A 17,035-nucleotide genomic window follows, 5' to 3' on the forward strand; every position below is an offset into this window, starting at 1 on the left:
AATTCCGGTGGACACCCACGGCTGCCGGAAAGCGCCTGCGTTCCCGCACCTCACCGCCGCCCAGGCACCGGACCCCCGAGGTGGCTACAGCTCTCTCCCCTGCGCGGTCGAACGGCCGCTCAGGTTCCGTCGAGGTTCAGCAGGATCGGAGATCGAAGTGATTCCCTCCCAGATGCAGGTGCACGTGCCAGTGAGGCGCCGAAAGAGACTGCTCGCCTTCGGGGCGGTGCTGACGGTGATCGGTGGTGCGGGCCTGACGGCGGCCGTCACCGCCGGTCCCGCAAGCGCCGCGGTGCCCGCTGCGCCCGCGGGGTTCACCCTCACGTGGAGCGACGACTTCAACGGCGCCGCCGGCACGGGTCTCGACACCGGGACATGGAAGTACGACACCGGACCCGGCAGCTCCTTCGGTACCGGTGAGATCGAGACGATGACCAACAGCACCGCGAACGTCTACCAGGACGGTGCGGGTCACCTGGTCCTCAAGGCGATCCACGCGGGCACCAACCCCGGCACCGGCTGGACCTCCGGACGCGTGGAGACGCAAGCCGCCACGTTCGGCGCGCCGGCGGGTGGGGTCGTGCGCATGGAGAGCGTCATCCAGCAGCCGAACGTCACGACGGCGAACGGCGCCGGCTACTGGCCCGCGTTCTGGATGCTCGGCGAGCCCCTGCGCCGCGGTGTCGGCTGGCCCGGATCCGGTGAGATCGACATCCTCGAGGACATCAACGGGCGCAGCTCCGTGTTCGGCACGCTGCACTGCGGTGTCAACCCCGGCGGACCGTGCAACGAGTCGTCGGGCATCGGCAGCGGCGAGCACGCGTGCCCCGGCTGCCAGACGGGCTTCCACGACTACGCGGTCGAGATCGATCGTTCGACGTCGCCGGAACAGATCCGCTGGTACCTTGACGGCAACAACTACTTCACGCTCCCCGCAACGCGTGTCGACGCCACCACCTGGGCCAACGCTGTGGACCACCCGTTCTTCATCATCTACGACCTTGCGATGGGCGGCGGCTTCCCCGCGGCCTTCGGCGGCGGTCCCAACGCGTCGACCGTCTCGGGCGGCACGATGGTCATCGACTCGGTCGCGGTCTACAACAAGGGCCCGGGTAGCGGCAGCGGCGGAACCGGCGGAACCAACATCGCGCGGGGAAAGACCGCGACCTCCTCGAGCGTGACCGGGAACAACACGGCCGCGTTGGCGGTCGACGGCAACGCCGGCACCCGCTGGGAGAGCGCACAGGGCGTCGACAACCAGTGGATCACCGTCGACCTGGGCCAGTCGTACAACATCACGTCGGTGAACCTGAACTGGGAGACTGCGGCTGCCAAGGCCTTCCAGCTCCAGACGTCGCAGGACAACATCAACTGGACGACGATCTACAGCACGACCACGGGTACCGGTGGCAACCAGACTCTCGCCGTGTCCGGCACCGGCCGTTACCTGCGCATGTACGGGACGCAGCGCACTACGCCCTACGGGTACTCCCTGTGGGAGCTCGGGGCCCAGGGGACCCCGGGCGGAGGCGGTGGCTCGTCCACCCTGCTCTCGCAGGGCAAGACCGCGACGTCGTCCAGCGTCACCGGGACCAACAGGCCCGCGTTGGCCGTCGACGGCAACACCGGGACCCGGTGGGAGAGCGCACAGGGCAGCGACCCGCAGTGGCTGCAGGTCGACCTCGGCGCGACGCACGCCATCAACAAGCTCGTCCTGAACTGGGAGACGGCGGCGGCGAAGAACTACACGATCGAGACGTCCAACGACGGCTCGACGTGGACGACGATCTACACGACGACCTCCAGCGTCGGCGGCGTCCAGACGCTGAACGTCACAGGGGCGGGTCGGTACGTGCGGATGAACGGCACAGCGCGGACGACGCAGTGGGGCTACTCCCTCTGGGAGTTCCAGGTCTTCGGCAGCTGACACAGGCGGCTGGCGAGCCGCCGCACCCAGGGCGGCCGGCTCGCCGGCCGCCCTGGCGGTGCCGCGTGTCTCCACGGGAGCCTGGCCCGGTTCTGCCGGGACGTTGCGACGTGGTGACCGTGCCGCCGCGTTCACCCGGGTCAGAGACGTGCCGTGCGAGCACCTGGACCTGTTCCGGGCGAGCGTCCGGCTCGTGCGGAACCCGTTCAGACAGTCCGTCGGCACCCCGACGAACAGTCGACCCCGCGCGGGTGCCGTCGGCGCCGTTCCCTGCCATGGCGCCGCCCACCAGCCCCGCGCAGGAGGCCCCCGTGTTCCGGACGCCAGACCGACGACGGGGGCGCGGCGCACAAGCGCCTGGGTCGCCGACCCGGACGGCACCCGGGTTCACGGATCCGGGAGCTCACGGCAACCGCGGGGCTGACGCCGGACCAGCGGCGGCGGCTGGCGTTCCACGCCGGGCTCTCGCGCTGACCGGCACCGCCATGTGCGGCGGGCACGATGCCGGGCCCTCCGATCACCCTTCCCGGCTGCTGCACACGCTGGTTCGGCAGCGCCCACTGACTGCGCAGCGCACGAGGACGTTCCGCAGGTCCGCTGCCTGCCGTGTGAGCACTTCGGCCTTTGGCCTGTGAGGGCCTCGCTTGGCGGGGTGAGAACGCGCAGGCCAGGAAGTTGTGTCAACACCCCGCCAGCCGCAGTGAACGCAGGGTCCTGACCAGCAGAAACACCGGTGTGGGCCCTTCGTTTTGCCTCGAACTCGCGCAATTCGACTCCACTTTGGGGTCCGAAGCAGCGGGAACCTGCAACTCGGTGCAGAGCCGTATGAGCGTCCGACCAGGTCAGGCACCAGATCGTCCAACCGGACCAACCTTGTCGCACCGTCCGTCGGAAGTCGTGCGCTATTCCTGGACGAAAGACGCCTGCTCAATCGTCTGGACGAGCGGATACCGGACGGGCGTCGGCGGGCGCGGGGCCGACTTCGGCGACTGGCCGCGGGTCATACGACTCTGTCGTCACGTCGGCCCGCAGGACCCGGCTGAGGCGGAACCAACGCAGGTCGAGGCGCGTCCGGCACCACGCGATGAGGTACCAGGTGGCCCCCGTGCGGGCGAGGAGCACCGGCTCTACGCGCCGCCGCGTGACGTCTCCGGACCCCGAGCGGTACTCGATCGCGAGCACCCGGGCCCGCGCGACGGCGTCCTCGACGGCGCGGAGGACCGCGGGCGCGGCGACGTCGGGCGCTTCTTCGTCGGGCCGCGACCACACCCTCGCGGCGAGAGCGTCCGCCCGGATCCGGTCCGCGGGGGGCAGTGCGTCGAGGGCCTTGGCCCGCGCGGCCTCGGCGTCGGTGCCGAACGGGCTGCCCGGTGGCAGCGAGCGGACGGCCAGGGCGAGGGCCACCACCTGCGCGGGCGTGAAGCTGATCAGTGGCAGGTCGACGGACGACGCGAGCACGTATCCACCGCCGAGCCCGGCCTGCGCGACGACCGGCAGGCCGGCCTGCTGCAGCGCCGACACGTCCCGCTTGACCGTCCGCGGCGAGACCTCGAAGAGCCGCGCCAGCCGCGTGCTCGTCGTGCCGGCACGCCCGACGCGGCGCAGCTCCTCCGTGAGCGCGTACAGGCGGTCGGTTCGGTTCACCGCACCAGTATGGGGACACGAAGGTGACAGGCTGCTGTCACCGACGTAGCCCGAGAGTCGTTCCATGACTACGAACAGCACGCCCCACGTCGTCCTCGTCGCAGGATTCTGGCTCGGCGCCTGGGCCTGGGACGCCCTTCTGGAGCCCTTGCGAGCCGCGGGGCTCGACCCCGTGCCCTTGACGCTGCCCGGCCTGCTTCCCGACGACGAGCGGGCGTCGGTGACCCGCGCCGACCATGTGGGGGCAGTCACCGACCTGCTCGACGGGCTCCACGGCGAGGAGGTGGTGCTCGTGGGGCACAGCGGTGGCGGCGCTGTCGTCGGCGAGGCGCTCGACCGCCGGCCCGGCCGGGTGCGCCGTGTCGTGTTCGTCGACACCGGCCCTCTCGAGGACGGTGCCGTGCTGAACGCGACGCTGCCCCCGGACATGACCGAGGTGCCGCTGCCGAGCTGGGCCGAGCTCGCGGCGCAGGGTTCGAGCATCGACGGCATGGACGAGGCCGCGCTCGGGCGGTTCCGTTCGCGCGCTGTCCCGCATCCCGCGCGGGTCGCCCGCGAGCCCGTGCGCGTCAGCGACCCGCGGCGGTTCGACGTCCCGGCGACTGCGATCTGCACGAGCCTGCCCTCGCAGGTGCTGCGCACGATGGTCGACGGGGGACCGCCGTTCCACACCGAGCTGGGCCGGTTCGACGTTACGTACGTCGACCTGCCGACCGGGCACTGGCCGATGTTCTCGCGACCGGCCGACCTCGCCGCCGAGCTCATCCGCGCGACCCGCGCCTGACGCCCAGCCCTGCCCCGCCGTGCCCCGACGGTCCGTACACAGCACGTCCCTGACAGCGCCCGGGACGCGGGCTAGCGGCCCCTTCGCTTTGGCGTGGGAGGTCGCCGACTGCTCTCCTCTGTGGTGTCCAACCAGGTTCGGATACGTACAACGCGATACAGGCGGCAGGCTGGTGTTCGGCCAGGTCACGTACGTAAACGTCGAACCGAGGCAACCCGGTGCACGGCGGGCGACCGAAGCCCACCGCTACCGCAACGGCAGTGAACGCAGGGCCCTGACCAGCAGAAACGCGGGTCCGGGCCCTTCGTTTTGCCTCGAACTCACCTAATTCGACTCCCCCTTGGGGACCGAAGAAGCGCGGCAACCTGCAACCCGGGCTACGCGGTGGCAGAGCTCGCTTCCCCCGAAGCGGCGTGCTCCGCGGCTGCAAGTCGCCCCAGTGTGCGCAGTTGCTTGCGCATCATGACGAGGTTGCCCCAGCCCAATAACCAGGACTTCAGTCGCTGCAAGCTTGTCGTGGGCGTCGGGTAGCAGACGACGGCAAGAAGGCGAGAGTGCTGGCGACCCCGAGCGGCGACCTGATAGGTCGTCGCGACGTCCCCGAACAGCTCCGCGCCGCGGGGCGATGTCTTGATGGTCAGATGTTCGTTGAACTGGAACGACTCGAGGGTGAACACATTGCAGACCGACTGACCGATCTCGAGGTCCCAGCACCAGGGGAGTGGGACACGAGGACTGCGGTGTCCCTTGTTGTCGACGAGGTCGTAGCTGTAGGGCGCTGCGCGCAGCTGGCACAGCCATCGGTAGACCACGTCGGTCGGCGCGTCGATGTCCACCCCGCGGAGCCGTCGGCGAGAGTGCGTCGGTGCGATCACATCGCACGGGTACGGGCTCAGCTGCTCGGCCGGACGAACGCCCCAGACATCTGCCCTGCTCATCATGTTCCCCCTCGGTCGCCTGGGTCGACGCTAGGGCCTGCGGCGCGTCCGCACGTGGTGGCCTCAGGCGTCTCTCAGGTCCGAGGCGAGCGGGTCGGTCTTTCAGGCCGCGAGGGCGGCCAGCTCACGATTCAGCAGTCCGAAGGTGCGGCCGACGAGAGCACCTGACTCTTGGACCTTTCCAAGCAGTACAGCTGCCTCGCGGGTCGCGGTCGCCACGTCGGTGATTGTTGTGGCGATCTCATCGGAAGCGTGGGCTGCCTCGGCGACGCCGTCGGCGATCGCCCGCGTCGTCGTGCTCTGCTCCTCGACGGCGGCGGCGATGGTGGCCTGGTAGTGACTGATCTCCGCGATGACGCCGTCGACCTCTGTGATCGACTTCACGGTCGCCGCGACGTCGGCCATGATGCCGTCGACCTGACGCGCAATGTCGCCGGTCGCCTGGGCCGTGCTGCGGGCGAGCTCCTTCACCTCGGCGGCCACGACCGCGAACCCCTTGCCGGACTCGCCGGCACGGGCGGCCTCGATCGTCGCATTCAGCGCGAGGAGGTTCGTCTGCTCCGCGATCGAGGTGATGAGCCGGACGACCTTGCCGATCTCCTCCGAGGACGTAGCCAGTCTGGACACGTGGGCGATGCCCAGCGTGGCGACGTCGGACGCGGTTCGGGCTACGGCAGTGGCCTTGCTCGCGCTCTCGGCGATCTCGGTGATCGCGGTGCTCAGCTGGACGGTTGCCGACGCCACCGACTGGACGGTGGACGAGACCCTGTCCGCGGCGACCGCCACGTCTTCCGCCCGTCCACTGACTCCGTCCGAGCGGATCGCCACGTTCATGCCCGCCTGAGCCAGGCTGTCCAGACCTGCGCCGAGGGCAACGGCCGCTTCGGAGACGGTTGCGGCGCGTCGGTTCGACTCGGTGCGGAGTCGGTCAGCCCGAGCGATGCAGTCCCGTGTCTCCCGGAACACGGCACGCGTCGAGTTCCTCGCTGAGGGATCGGTCGTGCCGGCACTGACGAGTGCGAGATCACGCCGGAGCCTGACGGCCATCAGCGCGAGGGACGACGCGGAAGCCACGGCGCCGAGCAGCAGGATGACGTCACGAGCGCCCTCGGGAGACCCCAGCACCACCACCGTCACCGACACGAGGGACCAGCTCAGGCAGCCCAGCAGTCCCCACGTCACGGGGACACCCGCAGCTCGGTCACGTCGTGGGCTCGCCGAGGCGTCGCGTGCGACGGCGGCCGTGGTCGACAGACCCGCGACGGCTGTTGCTTGGTGAGAAACGTTCATCGAAGTGTCCATCCCATCCTCGATCTCGAGCACTGTGGGTGCCGAGCATCCTGTCCAGACCTATCGGTCCGACCGGTCGTGCTCTGAGCGGCCTGCGAGGAGAAGGACCGTAGTTCTGTGGATGCCCGGTATCCGAGTCACGGATGGGAACGCCGCGGGTGTGCACCCTCGGTGGTGAGTCAGAGGGCGCGCATAGCGTCACTGACCGATTTCACGCCACCGTGCGCCGTCATTCCCCCGTCCACGGGAATCTCGGCGCCGGTGATGAACGAGGCCTCGTCACTGAGAAGGAAGGCGACGAGACCGGCGATCTCCTCGGCCTTGCCAGTGCGCCCCAGAGGCGTCTCGGCGATGTTGGCGTCACGGAAAGCGGCTGGGGCAGAGGCCGTCATCGCAGTCTCGATGAAGCCGGGATGGATGGTGTTCACCCTGATTCCCGACGGGCCGAGCTCCAGGCATGCCGCCTTCGCGAGGCCCCGCAGAGCCCACTTGCTCGCGGTGTAGGCGACGGGAAAGTGCCCGGTCAGCGCCGCCGCCGACCCGATGACGACGACTGAGCCGCCGGACGTCATGTGCGGCGTGAGCGCCTGGATCCCTAGAAGCGTGCCTGTCACATTCACCTGGAACACCCGAGCGAGGTCGGCCACGTCAAGGTCCGCGAGCCGGGCCCGCCACGTGACGCCTGCATTGGCGACGAGACCATCCACCTGACCGTGCCGACCACGCAGGTCGTCCGCCATCGTGAACCAGCCCATGGCATCGGTGACATCGAGTCGGTGATATGCGATCCCGGGGAGGTCCCCGACCGGTTCGGGGGCGCGGTCACAGGCGATCACGGTCGCGCCCAGCGCTGCCAGGAGTCGTGCCTCGACCGCTCCCTGCCCCTGGGCGGCCCCGGTGACGACGACGACCTTGCCGGCGAGCCGTCCGGTCTCGGCGATCGCCGATCGTCGCGGCGCGTCGGCTACGTCCGCGCCGGATCCAGGTCGCCTCGGTGCGATTTCCATCGGGGTCACGATGGACGAACCGGACTGCACGGGGAAGCGCGATGTGGTGATGTCGCGGATCACCCAGGCGGATCGTCGTAGTCGACCCGCCCCGGTGCCCGATCAGGACGACTGGAGAGCGGTCGACCGTCGGATCACGAGTTCAGGCGCAAGGACGACCGAGCGGTGCTGATGGTCGCTGGTGAGTTCCTTGGCCTCGGCCTGCACCAGCTCGGCGCCCGTGCGCCCCACCCCCTCGCCCGGCTGGCTCACGGTCGTGATCGGGATCGGGCTGTCCCATGCCGCCTGGTTGTTGTCGAACCCGACGATGGCGACGTCCTCGGGAATGGAAATGCCCGGCACGCCTGCGAGCGCCTGGACGATTCCGGCAGCGAGCAGGTCCGAGGAGGCGAAGATGCCGTCGACCTCTCCGCTCGAGATCGAGGCAGCGAGGGCCAGGCCGATCTCCCACCCGTCGGCACGGTTGATCCGCTTGGGCATCAGCTCACGCGCGCCCGTCAGCCCGCGCTCGCGCAGGGCGCGTCGGAAGCCACGTCCGCGATCGTCGACGGGCTTGAGCTCGTGCGGTCCGCCGACGAAGACCAGCCGGCGCCGCCCGAGCTCGAGCAGGTGCTGCGCCGCAAGGTAACCGCCGAGCTCGTTGTCGACCGAGGCGCTGCAGAACCGTGACACGGGCGCGTCGAAGTTGAGCAGGACGAGCGGGGTGCGACCGGTCGCCGTCGCGGTGATGGCGGCGAAGTGGTGCTCGTCGTTGAGGGTCATGAGGATCCCCGCGAACCGGGACTCGGCGAACAGCGACAGATATCGCTCTTCGCGGTCGAGCCGGCCGTCGCTGTTGGCGAGCATCACGCTGACGCCGGTGAGGTCCGCCGCTCCTTCGGCTCCTCGAGCGATGTCGATGAAGAGCGAGTTGCTGAGATCGGTCACGACGAGCCCGAGAGTCGTGCTCGTACCAGCTGCGAGCGACCGTGCGAGCCCGTTGGGCACGTAGCTGAGCATCTGCATCGCACGGACGACTCGACCCCGCGTCTCCTCCGTCACACGGTCCGGATGGTTCAGGACGTTCGAGACCGTGCCCTGTGAGACGCCCGCCAGTGACGCAACGTCTGAGATGCCCGCGCGGGACTCCGTTGGGCCCGGACGAATGTTGCGTTGCACCAGATCTCCCTTGATTGGTCTCGGTCGCGTAACGATATCGCATCTTTGAAGCGCTCCAACCGCTTATCCATAGGTGCGCCCTATGTCCACTATTTGAAGTACTTCTACCGCGGATTCGCCGCTTGATCCATGCCGTCCGCGACGTTACTGTCACGCCCTGAAGCGCTTCAATGCGCCGACCAAAACATTTCAAGGAGGAAGTGTGATGTTGACGCGTACGCGAAAGCGGACCCAGGTCACGTCAGTTCTGGGGCTCGTCACGGCCGGAGCGTTCCTGCTCTCGGCGTGCTCCGGGTCGGGCGGTGACTCGCCGTCGGAGACGGGCGGTCCGAGCAAGGACTTCAGCTACCTGTCGTTCTCGGAGAACACGTCCATCAAGGACACGCTGACCGCACTGTCGACGGGTGAATGCAGCGATGCGAACGCCGTCGCGAAGCTCAAGGTGGACAACCAGCCACAGGCAAGCTTCGACCAGGCCCTCCAGCTCAGGGCGGGTCAGACCGACCTGACGTCACTGTTCGCGAGCGGCAACTCGCCGCAGGTCGCGAAGGACATCGAGTCGTCGGGCGTTCTCGTCGATGTCGGCGCGGAGCTGAAGGCGGCGGGACTGGACGACGCGATCATCCCGGCCGCGAAGTCGACGGTCGAGTCCCTCTACGACGGCAAGGTCTACGTCCTTCCGACCGAGTTCAACGTCGAGGGCATCTGGTACAACAAGAAGCTCTTCGCCGACAACGGCATCGAGGTCCCGGGCACCTGGGACGACCTCGTCGCAGCAGCAGACAAGCTCTACAGCGCCGGCGTCCAGCCGTTCTCCGCGGACGGCACGGACGGATGGCCGATCACGCGTCTCGTCGGCAACTACATCTACCGCAGCCTGGGCGCGGATGCTCTGTCCGATGTCGCCGACGGCAAGGCGAAGCTGACGGACACCGCCTACGTCGAGGCAGCGAGCAAGGTCGCCGCACTCGGCGCGAAGGGCTACTTCGGCGAGGCGGTCGGCTCGATCGACTACACGACCGCGGTCAACCAGTTCCTCTCCGGCAAGGCGGGCATGTTCTACATGGGCAGCTGGGTCCTCGGCAACTTCAACGACCCGACCGCGAACCAGATCGGGAACGAGAACATCGGCTTCATGCCGTTCCCCGCTGTCACCGGCGGCAAGGGATCGGCCGACGAGCTTGCGGCCAACGTCGGTGTGCCGCTCGCGATGTCGAAGTTCCGCTACGACGACGGCGCCAAGCAGTGGCTCCAGTGCATCGCGAAGAACTTCGGGACGCAGTCGCTCAAGGACCAGGGCGTCATCACGGGCTTCAAGGTCGACGGTGACGTCGGCGACGTGCCCCCGCTGACCCAGACGGTCCAGGACAAGATCAACGAGACGACCAAGACCGTCCTGTGGTTCGAGGCGCTCTTCCCGCCGAAGGCCTCCACGACGAGCCAGACGAATGCCGCGTCGCTGGTGACGGGCGGAATCAGCCCCGAGGACTTCATGAGCAAGATCCAGGCAGACCTGGACCAAGAGTGAGCTAGCGCCGGGCGCGCTCCAGTGCTGGGGCGCGCCCGGCGGCAACCACCGCAACAAGAAGTGTGAGATCCCCCGATGAAGCAAGTCCTTGGCGACCGCCGCACGATCACGCTGCTCCTGGCACCGGCGCTGACGATCTACACGCTGGTCATTCTCGTCCCAGTGATCTGGTCGTTCGGCTACACGTTCTTCGAAGGCAACGCCATCACAGGCTTCGAATTCGTGGGTCTGCACAACCTGCAGATGCTCTTCACGGACGGCAGCGTACGAGAGGCCCTCTCTTTCACCGTCCGGTTCGCGATCGTTCTCACGATCGTCCAGGTGACGCTGGGCTATGCGCTGGCACTGCTCTATGTATTCGTCCTGCGGAGGGCCTCCAACCTCGTACGGACATTGGCATTCTTTCCCATCGTCTTGCCGACTGTTGCGGTCGGGCTTCTCTTCAGGCAGCTGTTCGAGTCGGCCCCCAGAGTCGGTCCGGTCAACTCGCTGCTGAACCTGCTGGGAATACAGAGCGTGGACTGGTTCGGCTCGAGCACCTCAGCGTTCTGGGTGCTGATCCTCATGGAGTCGTGGAGGTCGATGGGGTTCTACGCGATCCTGCTCTACGCCGGACTGGTCGATGTCCCCGAGGAGACGCTCGAGGCGGCGCGGCTCGACGGCGCAACCGGCATCAGGCTCGTACGGCACATCGTGATCCCGCTGTCCTGGCCGGTGCTGCTCTCAGCGATCATCTTCAGCATCAACGGCACGCTGAAGATCTTCGACTCCGTGCTCGCCCTGACCAACGGTGGTCCGGGCAGCAGCACGACGCCGCTGACCATGTACATGTTCCAGACGTCCTTTTCCTACGGGAAGTACGGCTATGGCAGCTCGATCGCGTTCCTGCTGACGGTCGTGTGCCTGTCCGTCACCCTGTTCATCTTCCGCTCGGCACGCCGAGATCTGACGAAGGCCTGAGCCATGACCCTCGCTCCTGCACCAGTGACGTCCCAGCCCTTCGTCCCGGCGGGCACCGAACCCCGACTTCGCGTCCCGAGGAAGCGACGGATCCGATCTGTCGGAGTCGGGATCATCTCGGCCATCCTGATCGTCGTCGTCGTCTTCCCGCTCGTCTGGCTTGTCCTGGGCTCCCTGAAGACGCAGTCCGAGTTCCTGAACAACCCGGCGTTCGCTCTCCCGGAGAACTGGCTCAACTTCGACAACTACACGCGTGCCATCACCGAAGGAAACCTTGGCACGTACGCCAAGAACAGCATCCTCGCGGTGGTCCCGGCGCTGTTCCTGACGATCGCGCTCGGGGTCGCGGCCGGTTTCGCGCTGGAGGTGATGGTCTGGAAGGGCCGCGGGACAGTGCTGCTGATCTTCCTCGCCGGAATCATGGTTCCGGGCCAGATGATCCTGCTCCCCCTCTTCACCATCTACTTCAAGCTCGGCCTGACCGGCTCGTTGTGGCCGCTGGTCATCACCTACACGGCGATCGGCCTGCCGCTCACAGTCTTCATGATGGCGACCTACTTCCGTGCCGTGCCTCGCGAGGTGTTCGAAGCCGCGACTCTCGACGGTGCAAGCATGCTCCGCTCGTTCTTCACCGTGGGCGTGCCGCTCGTCCGCAACGCCGTGTTCACAGTCGCGCTCGTCCAGTTCTTCTTCATCTGGAACGACCTGCTGATCGCACTGACCTTCACCAACCGCGAAGACCTGCGCACCATCCAGGTCGGGCTGCTGAGCTTCCAGGGCCAGTTCGGCCAGGTCGAGTACGGCCCGACGATGGCCGCGATCTGCTTGAACGTCTTCGGCACCCTGCTGATCTACCTGTTCCTCAACCAGCGCATGATGACGGGCCTGAGCGCCGGCTCGGTGAAGGGGTGACCGCCACGGTCGCCGCCGTGCGCGTCGAGCACCTCGAGCGAGCGATCGGCATCTCCGAGGCGGAGCCCCGCCTGAGCTGGATCCTGCGGGGTGCGCGACGGGGCCCCGGTGCGATCGCCTACGAGCTCGAGATCGCCCGCGACTCCGACGCGACCAGGGTCATGCGGATCGAGGGCCCGGACTCAGTGCTCGTCCGCTGGCCCGCGGCCCCTCTGCAGTCGCGGGAGCGCGCAACGGTTCGTGTGCGCGCCCTGTTCGGGGACGACGCGCACAGCTCGTGGTCGGAGCCGACGCACGTCGAACGCGGACTTGATGCCGCCGACTGGGCGGTCGACTTCGTCTCCCCGTCCCCTTCGGCACCTCGGTCCGGACCGCGGCCGGCGCACCTGCTGCGCGCTCAGTTCGACGTCCCCGCGACGGTCCGCCGCGCGCGGCTGTATGTCGCGGCGCACGGCGTGTACGACCTCGAGGTGAATGGTGCGCCCGCTGAGGACGCCGTGCTTCAGCCTGGCTGGACCAGCTTCCGCCACCGACTCCGAGCGCAGACGTTCGAGCTGGACGACCTGCTCGACGCTGGAAGCAACGTCCTGGGCATCTGGCTGGCAGACGGCTGGTATCGCGGCCGGCTCGGTTTCAACGGCGGGCTCTGGGACGTGTACGGCGACGATGTCGCCGTGATGGTCCAGCTCGAGCTCCTGCACGGGGACGGAAGCCTCGAGCGCGTTCCGCTGGACTGGCGGACGAGCGAGTCGGCGATCACGGCGACCGGCTTGTACGAGGGGGAGAGCTACGACGCGCGGCGTCATCCACTGGGCTGGAACCAGGTCGGCTTCGATGACAGCTCCTGGGTTCCGACGACCAACCTCGCACGGGACGCGTTCTCGGCCACCATCGAGGGACCGGCAGGCCCCCCGGTGCGAGTGGTGGAGGATCTCGCTCCGGTGGCAGTCGAGAGACGCCTCCACCGCCGTGTCCGCCTGGACTTCGGTCAGAACATCTCCGGTCGTGTCTCGCTGCGGGCTACTGCAACGCGCGGGCACCAGCTGACGGTGCGCCACGCAGAGGTGATCGAGAACGACGAGCTGTGCGTGCGTCCGCTTCGCACCGCGAGCTCGATCGACCGTTACACGTTCTCCGGCGACGGGCCCGAGACGTGGGAACCGCGCTTCACCCTGCACGGCTTTCGATACGTGGAGATCGACGGGTGGCCCGACGGGCAGGAGGTCGATGTGGTGGCGCGGGTCATCCACTCGGACATGCGCCGGGCCGGTTGGTTCAGCAGCTCGAGTGCGCTCCTCGACCAGTTCCACGAGAACGTCGTGTGGAGCATGAGGGACAACTTCGTCGACCTCCCGACCGACTGCCCTCAGCGCGACGAGCGCCTGGGCTGGACCGGCGACATACAAGCGTTCGCACCTGCGGCGACGTTTCTCTACGAGAGCACCGGCGTGCTTCGCAGCTGGCTGCGCGATCTCGCGGCCGAGCAGCAGGAGTTCGGCTCGGTTCGCAACTTCCACCCGTGGCTCGAGTGCGGGTTCCCGGCCGACCCGGCTGCCGGATGGGGTGATGCCGCCGTGCTGGTGCCGTGGACGATCTACGAGCGCACCGGCGACCTCGCCGTGCTCGACGAGCAGCTGCCGAGCATGACCGCGTGGGTCGACCAGGTCGACGAGCTCACGGGCCGCACAGGTCTGTGGGCTGACGGGTTCCAGCTGGGGGACTGGCTCGACCCACAGGCTCCGCCCGAGCGGCCAGGTGACTCGGCCACTGATCCCTACCTCGTCGCTACTGCCTACCACGCCCACACCGCGAGCATCACGGCACGTGCGTGTGAAGCCCTCGGCCGGCCGGCTCTGGCACAGAAGTACGGCGCCGTGGCCGACCGGGCGCGCCACGCCTTCCAGGCTGAGTACGTGACGTCGTCAGGTCGGGTCGTCAGCGACACCGTCACAGCCCTCTCGCTCGCGATCTGCTTCGATCTCCTGCCGACGGACGCCCACCGCGGCGTGGCCGGCAGACGACTCGCTGAGCTGGTCCGCGACGGTGATCACCTCATCCGGACAGGATTCATCGGCACTCCGCTCGTCTGCGACGCACTCGTCGCGACGGGCTCCGTCGACACGGCGTACCACCTGCTCCTGCAGACGAGGTGCCCGTCGTGGTTGTTCCCCGTGACCATGGGGGCGACGACGGTATGGGAGCGGTGGGACAGCATGCTTCCGGACGGCAGCGTCAATCCGGGTGAGATGACGTCGTTCAACCACTATGCGCTAGGCGCCGTCGTCGACTTCCTCCATCGCATCGTCGCGGGACTTGCGCCGGCTGCTCCTGGGTACGAGCGCGTCAGGATCGCGCCCCGTCCAGGCGGAGGTCTGACGCACGCGTCTGCCGCGCACCTCTCGCCCTACGGGATGATCCGGACCGGCTGGCGCAGGGACGGCGCCACGGTCGTGGTCGAGGTCGACGTGCCTTTCGGGGTCGAGGCCGAGGTCGAGCTGCCCGGTGATGACAGGACAGTCCGTGTGGGGGGCGGCTCACACACGTTCCAGGTGCCGTACCGCGCCGCTGCCGACGATCCCACGATGCCTCGACTGTGGAACATCCACAGCCCCGAGGACCGCCTTGAGATGTCCGAGGAAGGGGTCACCGCATGACCGGGCTGACGTCGCCGGATGGCGAGCTGATGCGGCACGCCGCGCTGCTCAGCGGTGCTGACATGTCGCACACACGGACGGACGAGAGCGGTGTGCCGGCGCTGACTCTGAGCGACGGGCCGAACGGGCTCGCGATGAACCTGCCCGACTGGTCCGGCAAGGTGCCGGCGACGTGTTTCCCGGCTCCCGTCGCGCTCGCCGCCTCGTGGGACGTCGACCTCGTGCACCGGGTCGCGGCTGCCATCGGTCGAGAGGCGCGGGTCGCCGGTGCCGACATCCTGCTGGGACCCAGCATCAACATCAAGCGGTCGCCCCTCGGTGGGCGAGGGTTCGAGTACTACTCGGAGGACCCTTTCCTCGCTGGTCGCATCGGCGCAGGATTCGTCGCCGGTGTCCAGTCCGCGGGGGTTGGTGCGTGTGTGAAGCACTTTGCGGTCAACAGCCAGGAGACCGACCGCATGCGCGTCAGCGCCGAGCTGAGCGAGCGGGCGCTGCGCGAGATCTATCTTGCGGCGTTCGAGCACGTCGTCACGAGCGCGCGTCCGGCGATGGTGATGGCCTCGTACAACCGGGTCAACGGCACGTACGTCACGCAGGATCGGCGTCTGCTGACTGAGATCCTGCGCGACGAGTGGGGCTTCGGCGGGGCCGTCGTCTCCGACTGGGGAGCGGTGGACGACCGGCTGGAGGCACTCCGCGCGGGCCTCGACCTCGAGATGCCCGGGCCCGCTGACGCCTCGCGCCGACGGATCGTCGCCGCGGTGGAGAACGGCGACCTGGACGCGTCCGTGGTCGTCGACTCGGCTGACCGCCTCCGCCGCCTGGCGGTCAAGTGGGGCGGTGGAGCCGCCGCGACAGCGAACCTCGAGGAGCACCATCTACTCGCCGTAGCCGCCGCGGCTGCGTCGATCGTCCTGCTGAAGAACGACGGCGTGCTCCCCCTGAGCACCACGGGGGGCCGGGTCGCCGTGATCGGAGAGCTGGCTCGCACCCCGCAGATCCAGGGCGGTGGAAGCGCGAACGCCTCTGCCACGCGGATCGACAGCCCACTCGCTGCCCTGCGCGCAACGCTCGATCGCACGGTGGACTTCGCGCCTGGGTACTCGTCGGATCCGGACCAGGTGCAGGCGCTCGCCGACGAAGCCGTGCGCATCGCTCGGGACGCGGAGGTCACGATCGTCTTCCTCGGCCCCGACGAGGGGTCGGAGTCCGAGGGCTACGACCGCGACACGCTCGAGCTTCCCGCAGAGCAGGTCGGCTTGCTCACGCGGATCGCGGCGACCGGCACGCGGACCGTCGCCGTCCTGGACAACGGCGGCATCGTCCTGACGTCTCCATGGTCGCGCGACGTCGGCGCGCTCGTGGAGGCGTGGCTGCCAGGTCAGGGCGGTGGTACGGCGATCGCGCAGGTGCTCACCGGCGCGGTGAATCCGTCCGGCCGCCTCACCGAGACGATCCCCCTTCGGCTCGCGGACACGCCGGCGTTCGCCTCATTCCCGGGCCACGGCGGACGGGTGTTCCACGGAGAGGGGATCTTCGTCGGGTATCGCGGCTACGACCATGCTGGGCGCGAGGTCGCCTTTCCGTTCGGTCACGGTCTCAGCTACACCAGCTTCGCCTACGAGGACATCGCCGTGGTCGCAGACGACAAAGGGCTGGGCGACGTGCTCGTCGAGCTCACGGTGCGGAACGTCGGCAACCTCGCCGGCGCCGACGTATGGCAGGTCTACCTCCGGCCGGATGGAGGCGATGACGACCGACCGGTACGGACCCTCGCGGCGTTCGGGAAGGTCGAGCTCGAGCCGGGCGCGACGGCGCGCGTCCGGACGACGATCGGAGCCCGTTCCTTCGCGCGTTGGGACGAGCGACGAGACGGCTGGGTGGTCGATCCCGGTACCTACGCGATCGAGGTGGGCGCGTCGTCGAGGGACATCCGGGTCGAGGTCCGCATCGACCGGACGTCGACGGGTCCGGCCCTAGTCCTGACGCGTCGTTCGACCCTCCGGGAATGGCTGACCGACCTGAGCTTCGGCCCGGCACTCATCGACGCCGCCCAGGACGCCGACCCGTCCGGCGGGACCTCGGGCTTCCTCTGCAACCCCGTGATCCTCACGATGATCGGCGACCTGCCGATCGAACGCCTCTTCGACGATCCGTCGACAGCGCTGAGCCCGGAGCTGCTGGCTCAGGCGGTACGGGAAGCGCAGCGCCAGGGTCACTGACCTGATCGACC

General features: G+C 68.4%; 12 protein-coding genes. 7 read left to right on the plus strand and 5 right to left on the minus strand.

Features of this window, described 5'->3' with window-relative positions; translation table 11 throughout:
• Positions 1 to 190 precede the first annotated feature (190 nt).
• On the plus strand, positions 191 to 1,927 hold the full coding sequence (locus tag I847_RS26150; protein ID WP_231384145.1) for a discoidin domain-containing protein: 1,737 nt from the start codon (positions 191 to 193) through the stop codon (positions 1,925 to 1,927).
• 927 nt (positions 1,928 to 2,854) lie between these two features.
• Here I847_RS26150 and I847_RS0108855 read toward each other — a convergent pair.
• Positions 2,855 to 3,571 carry a YafY family protein gene (locus I847_RS0108855; protein WP_028049411.1) on the minus strand — a complete coding sequence of 239 codons (717 nt, stop codon included), beginning with the start codon at positions 3,569 to 3,571 and terminating at the stop codon, positions 2,855 to 2,857.
• A 64-nt stretch (positions 3,572 to 3,635) separates the two neighbouring features.
• On the opposite strand from I847_RS0108855, the gene I847_RS0108860 reads away from it, so the two are divergent.
• Positions 3,636 to 4,355, plus strand: coding sequence for an alpha/beta fold hydrolase (locus tag I847_RS0108860; protein ID WP_028049412.1), 720 nt, complete (start codon positions 3,636 to 3,638; stop codon positions 4,353 to 4,355).
• Positions 4,356 to 4,732: 377 nt separating this feature from the next.
• Here the strand turns inward: I847_RS0108860 and I847_RS0108865 are convergent, their stop codons facing one another.
• The 4 genes from I847_RS0108865 to I847_RS0108880 form a co-directional block, all read right to left on the minus strand.
• Entirely contained in the window at positions 4,733 to 5,191 is a 459-nt protein-coding gene (locus I847_RS0108865; protein WP_155856075.1) for a hypothetical protein, read from the minus strand.
• Between the two features lie 204 nt (positions 5,192 to 5,395).
• Positions 5,396 to 6,583 (minus strand): methyl-accepting chemotaxis protein, encoded by a 1,188-nt coding sequence (locus tag I847_RS22750; protein ID WP_196804514.1) that lies wholly within the window; start codon positions 6,581 to 6,583, stop codon positions 5,396 to 5,398.
• 179 nt (positions 6,584 to 6,762) lie between these two features.
• A complete protein-coding gene (locus I847_RS0108875; protein ID WP_081680691.1) occupies positions 6,763 to 7,590 on the minus strand; it encodes an SDR family NAD(P)-dependent oxidoreductase in 828 nt (275 codons plus the stop codon).
• 102 nt (positions 7,591 to 7,692) lie between these two features.
• Positions 7,693 to 8,748, minus strand: coding sequence for a LacI family DNA-binding transcriptional regulator (locus tag I847_RS0108880; protein WP_231384146.1), 1,056 nt, complete (start codon positions 8,746 to 8,748; stop codon positions 7,693 to 7,695).
• A 205-nt stretch (positions 8,749 to 8,953) separates the two neighbouring features.
• On the opposite strand from I847_RS0108880, the gene I847_RS0108885 reads away from it, so the two are divergent.
• The 5 genes from I847_RS0108885 to I847_RS0108905 all read left to right on the plus strand — a co-directional run bounded on the left by I847_RS0108885 (position 8,954) and on the right by I847_RS0108905 (position 17,024).
• Positions 8,954 to 10,276 carry an ABC transporter substrate-binding protein gene (locus I847_RS0108885; protein ID WP_034609580.1) on the plus strand — a complete coding sequence of 441 codons (1,323 nt, stop codon included), beginning with the start codon at positions 8,954 to 8,956 and terminating at the stop codon, positions 10,274 to 10,276.
• A 75-nt stretch (positions 10,277 to 10,351) separates the two neighbouring features.
• Positions 10,352 to 11,236: a carbohydrate ABC transporter permease gene (locus I847_RS0108890; RefSeq protein ID WP_028049417.1), complete on the plus strand. Its 885-nt coding sequence runs from the start codon at positions 10,352 to 10,354 to the stop codon at positions 11,234 to 11,236.
• Positions 11,237 to 11,239: 3 nt separating this feature from the next.
• Complete coding sequence (locus I847_RS0108895; RefSeq protein WP_028049418.1) at positions 11,240 to 12,148, plus strand: carbohydrate ABC transporter permease; 909 nt, start codon at positions 11,240 to 11,242, stop codon at positions 12,146 to 12,148.
• Positions 12,145 to 14,802 carry a glycoside hydrolase family 78 protein gene (locus tag I847_RS22755; RefSeq protein ID WP_081680672.1) on the plus strand — a complete coding sequence of 886 codons (2,658 nt, stop codon included), beginning with the start codon at positions 12,145 to 12,147 and terminating at the stop codon, positions 14,800 to 14,802. Before I847_RS0108895 ends, I847_RS22755 begins: the two co-directional genes overlap by 4 nt.
• Positions 14,799 to 17,024 carry a glycoside hydrolase family 3 C-terminal domain-containing protein gene (locus I847_RS0108905; protein ID WP_051274640.1) on the plus strand — a complete coding sequence of 742 codons (2,226 nt, stop codon included), beginning with the start codon at positions 14,799 to 14,801 and terminating at the stop codon, positions 17,022 to 17,024. Before I847_RS22755 ends, I847_RS0108905 begins: the two co-directional genes overlap by 4 nt.
• The last annotated feature ends 11 nt before the right edge of the window (positions 17,025 to 17,035 follow it).

It is taken from the genome of Cellulomonas sp. URHD0024, from assembly GCF_000426185.1.
Taxonomy (GTDB): domain Bacteria; phylum Actinomycetota; class Actinomycetes; order Actinomycetales; family Cellulomonadaceae; genus Cellulomonas.

Coding starts and splice junctions, on each gene's coding strand:
- I847_RS0108895 (WP_028049418.1), top strand. CDS start 11,240: ATGACCCTCGCTCCTGCACCAGTGACGTCCCAGCCCTTCGTCCCGGCG.
- I847_RS0108875 (WP_081680691.1), bottom strand. CDS start 7,590: ATGGAAATCGCACCGAGGCGACCTGGATCCGGCGCGGACGTAGCCGAC.
- I847_RS0108905 (WP_051274640.1), top strand. CDS start 14,799: ATGACCGGGCTGACGTCGCCGGATGGCGAGCTGATGCGGCACGCCGCG.
- I847_RS22750 (WP_196804514.1), bottom strand. CDS start 6,583: ATGAACGTTTCTCACCAAGCAACAGCCGTCGCGGGTCTGTCGACCACG.
- I847_RS0108860 (WP_028049412.1), top strand. CDS start 3,636: ATGACTACGAACAGCACGCCCCACGTCGTCCTCGTCGCAGGATTCTGG.
- I847_RS0108885 (WP_034609580.1), top strand. CDS start 8,954: ATGTTGACGCGTACGCGAAAGCGGACCCAGGTCACGTCAGTTCTGGGG.
- I847_RS0108890 (WP_028049417.1), top strand. CDS start 10,352: ATGAAGCAAGTCCTTGGCGACCGCCGCACGATCACGCTGCTCCTGGCA.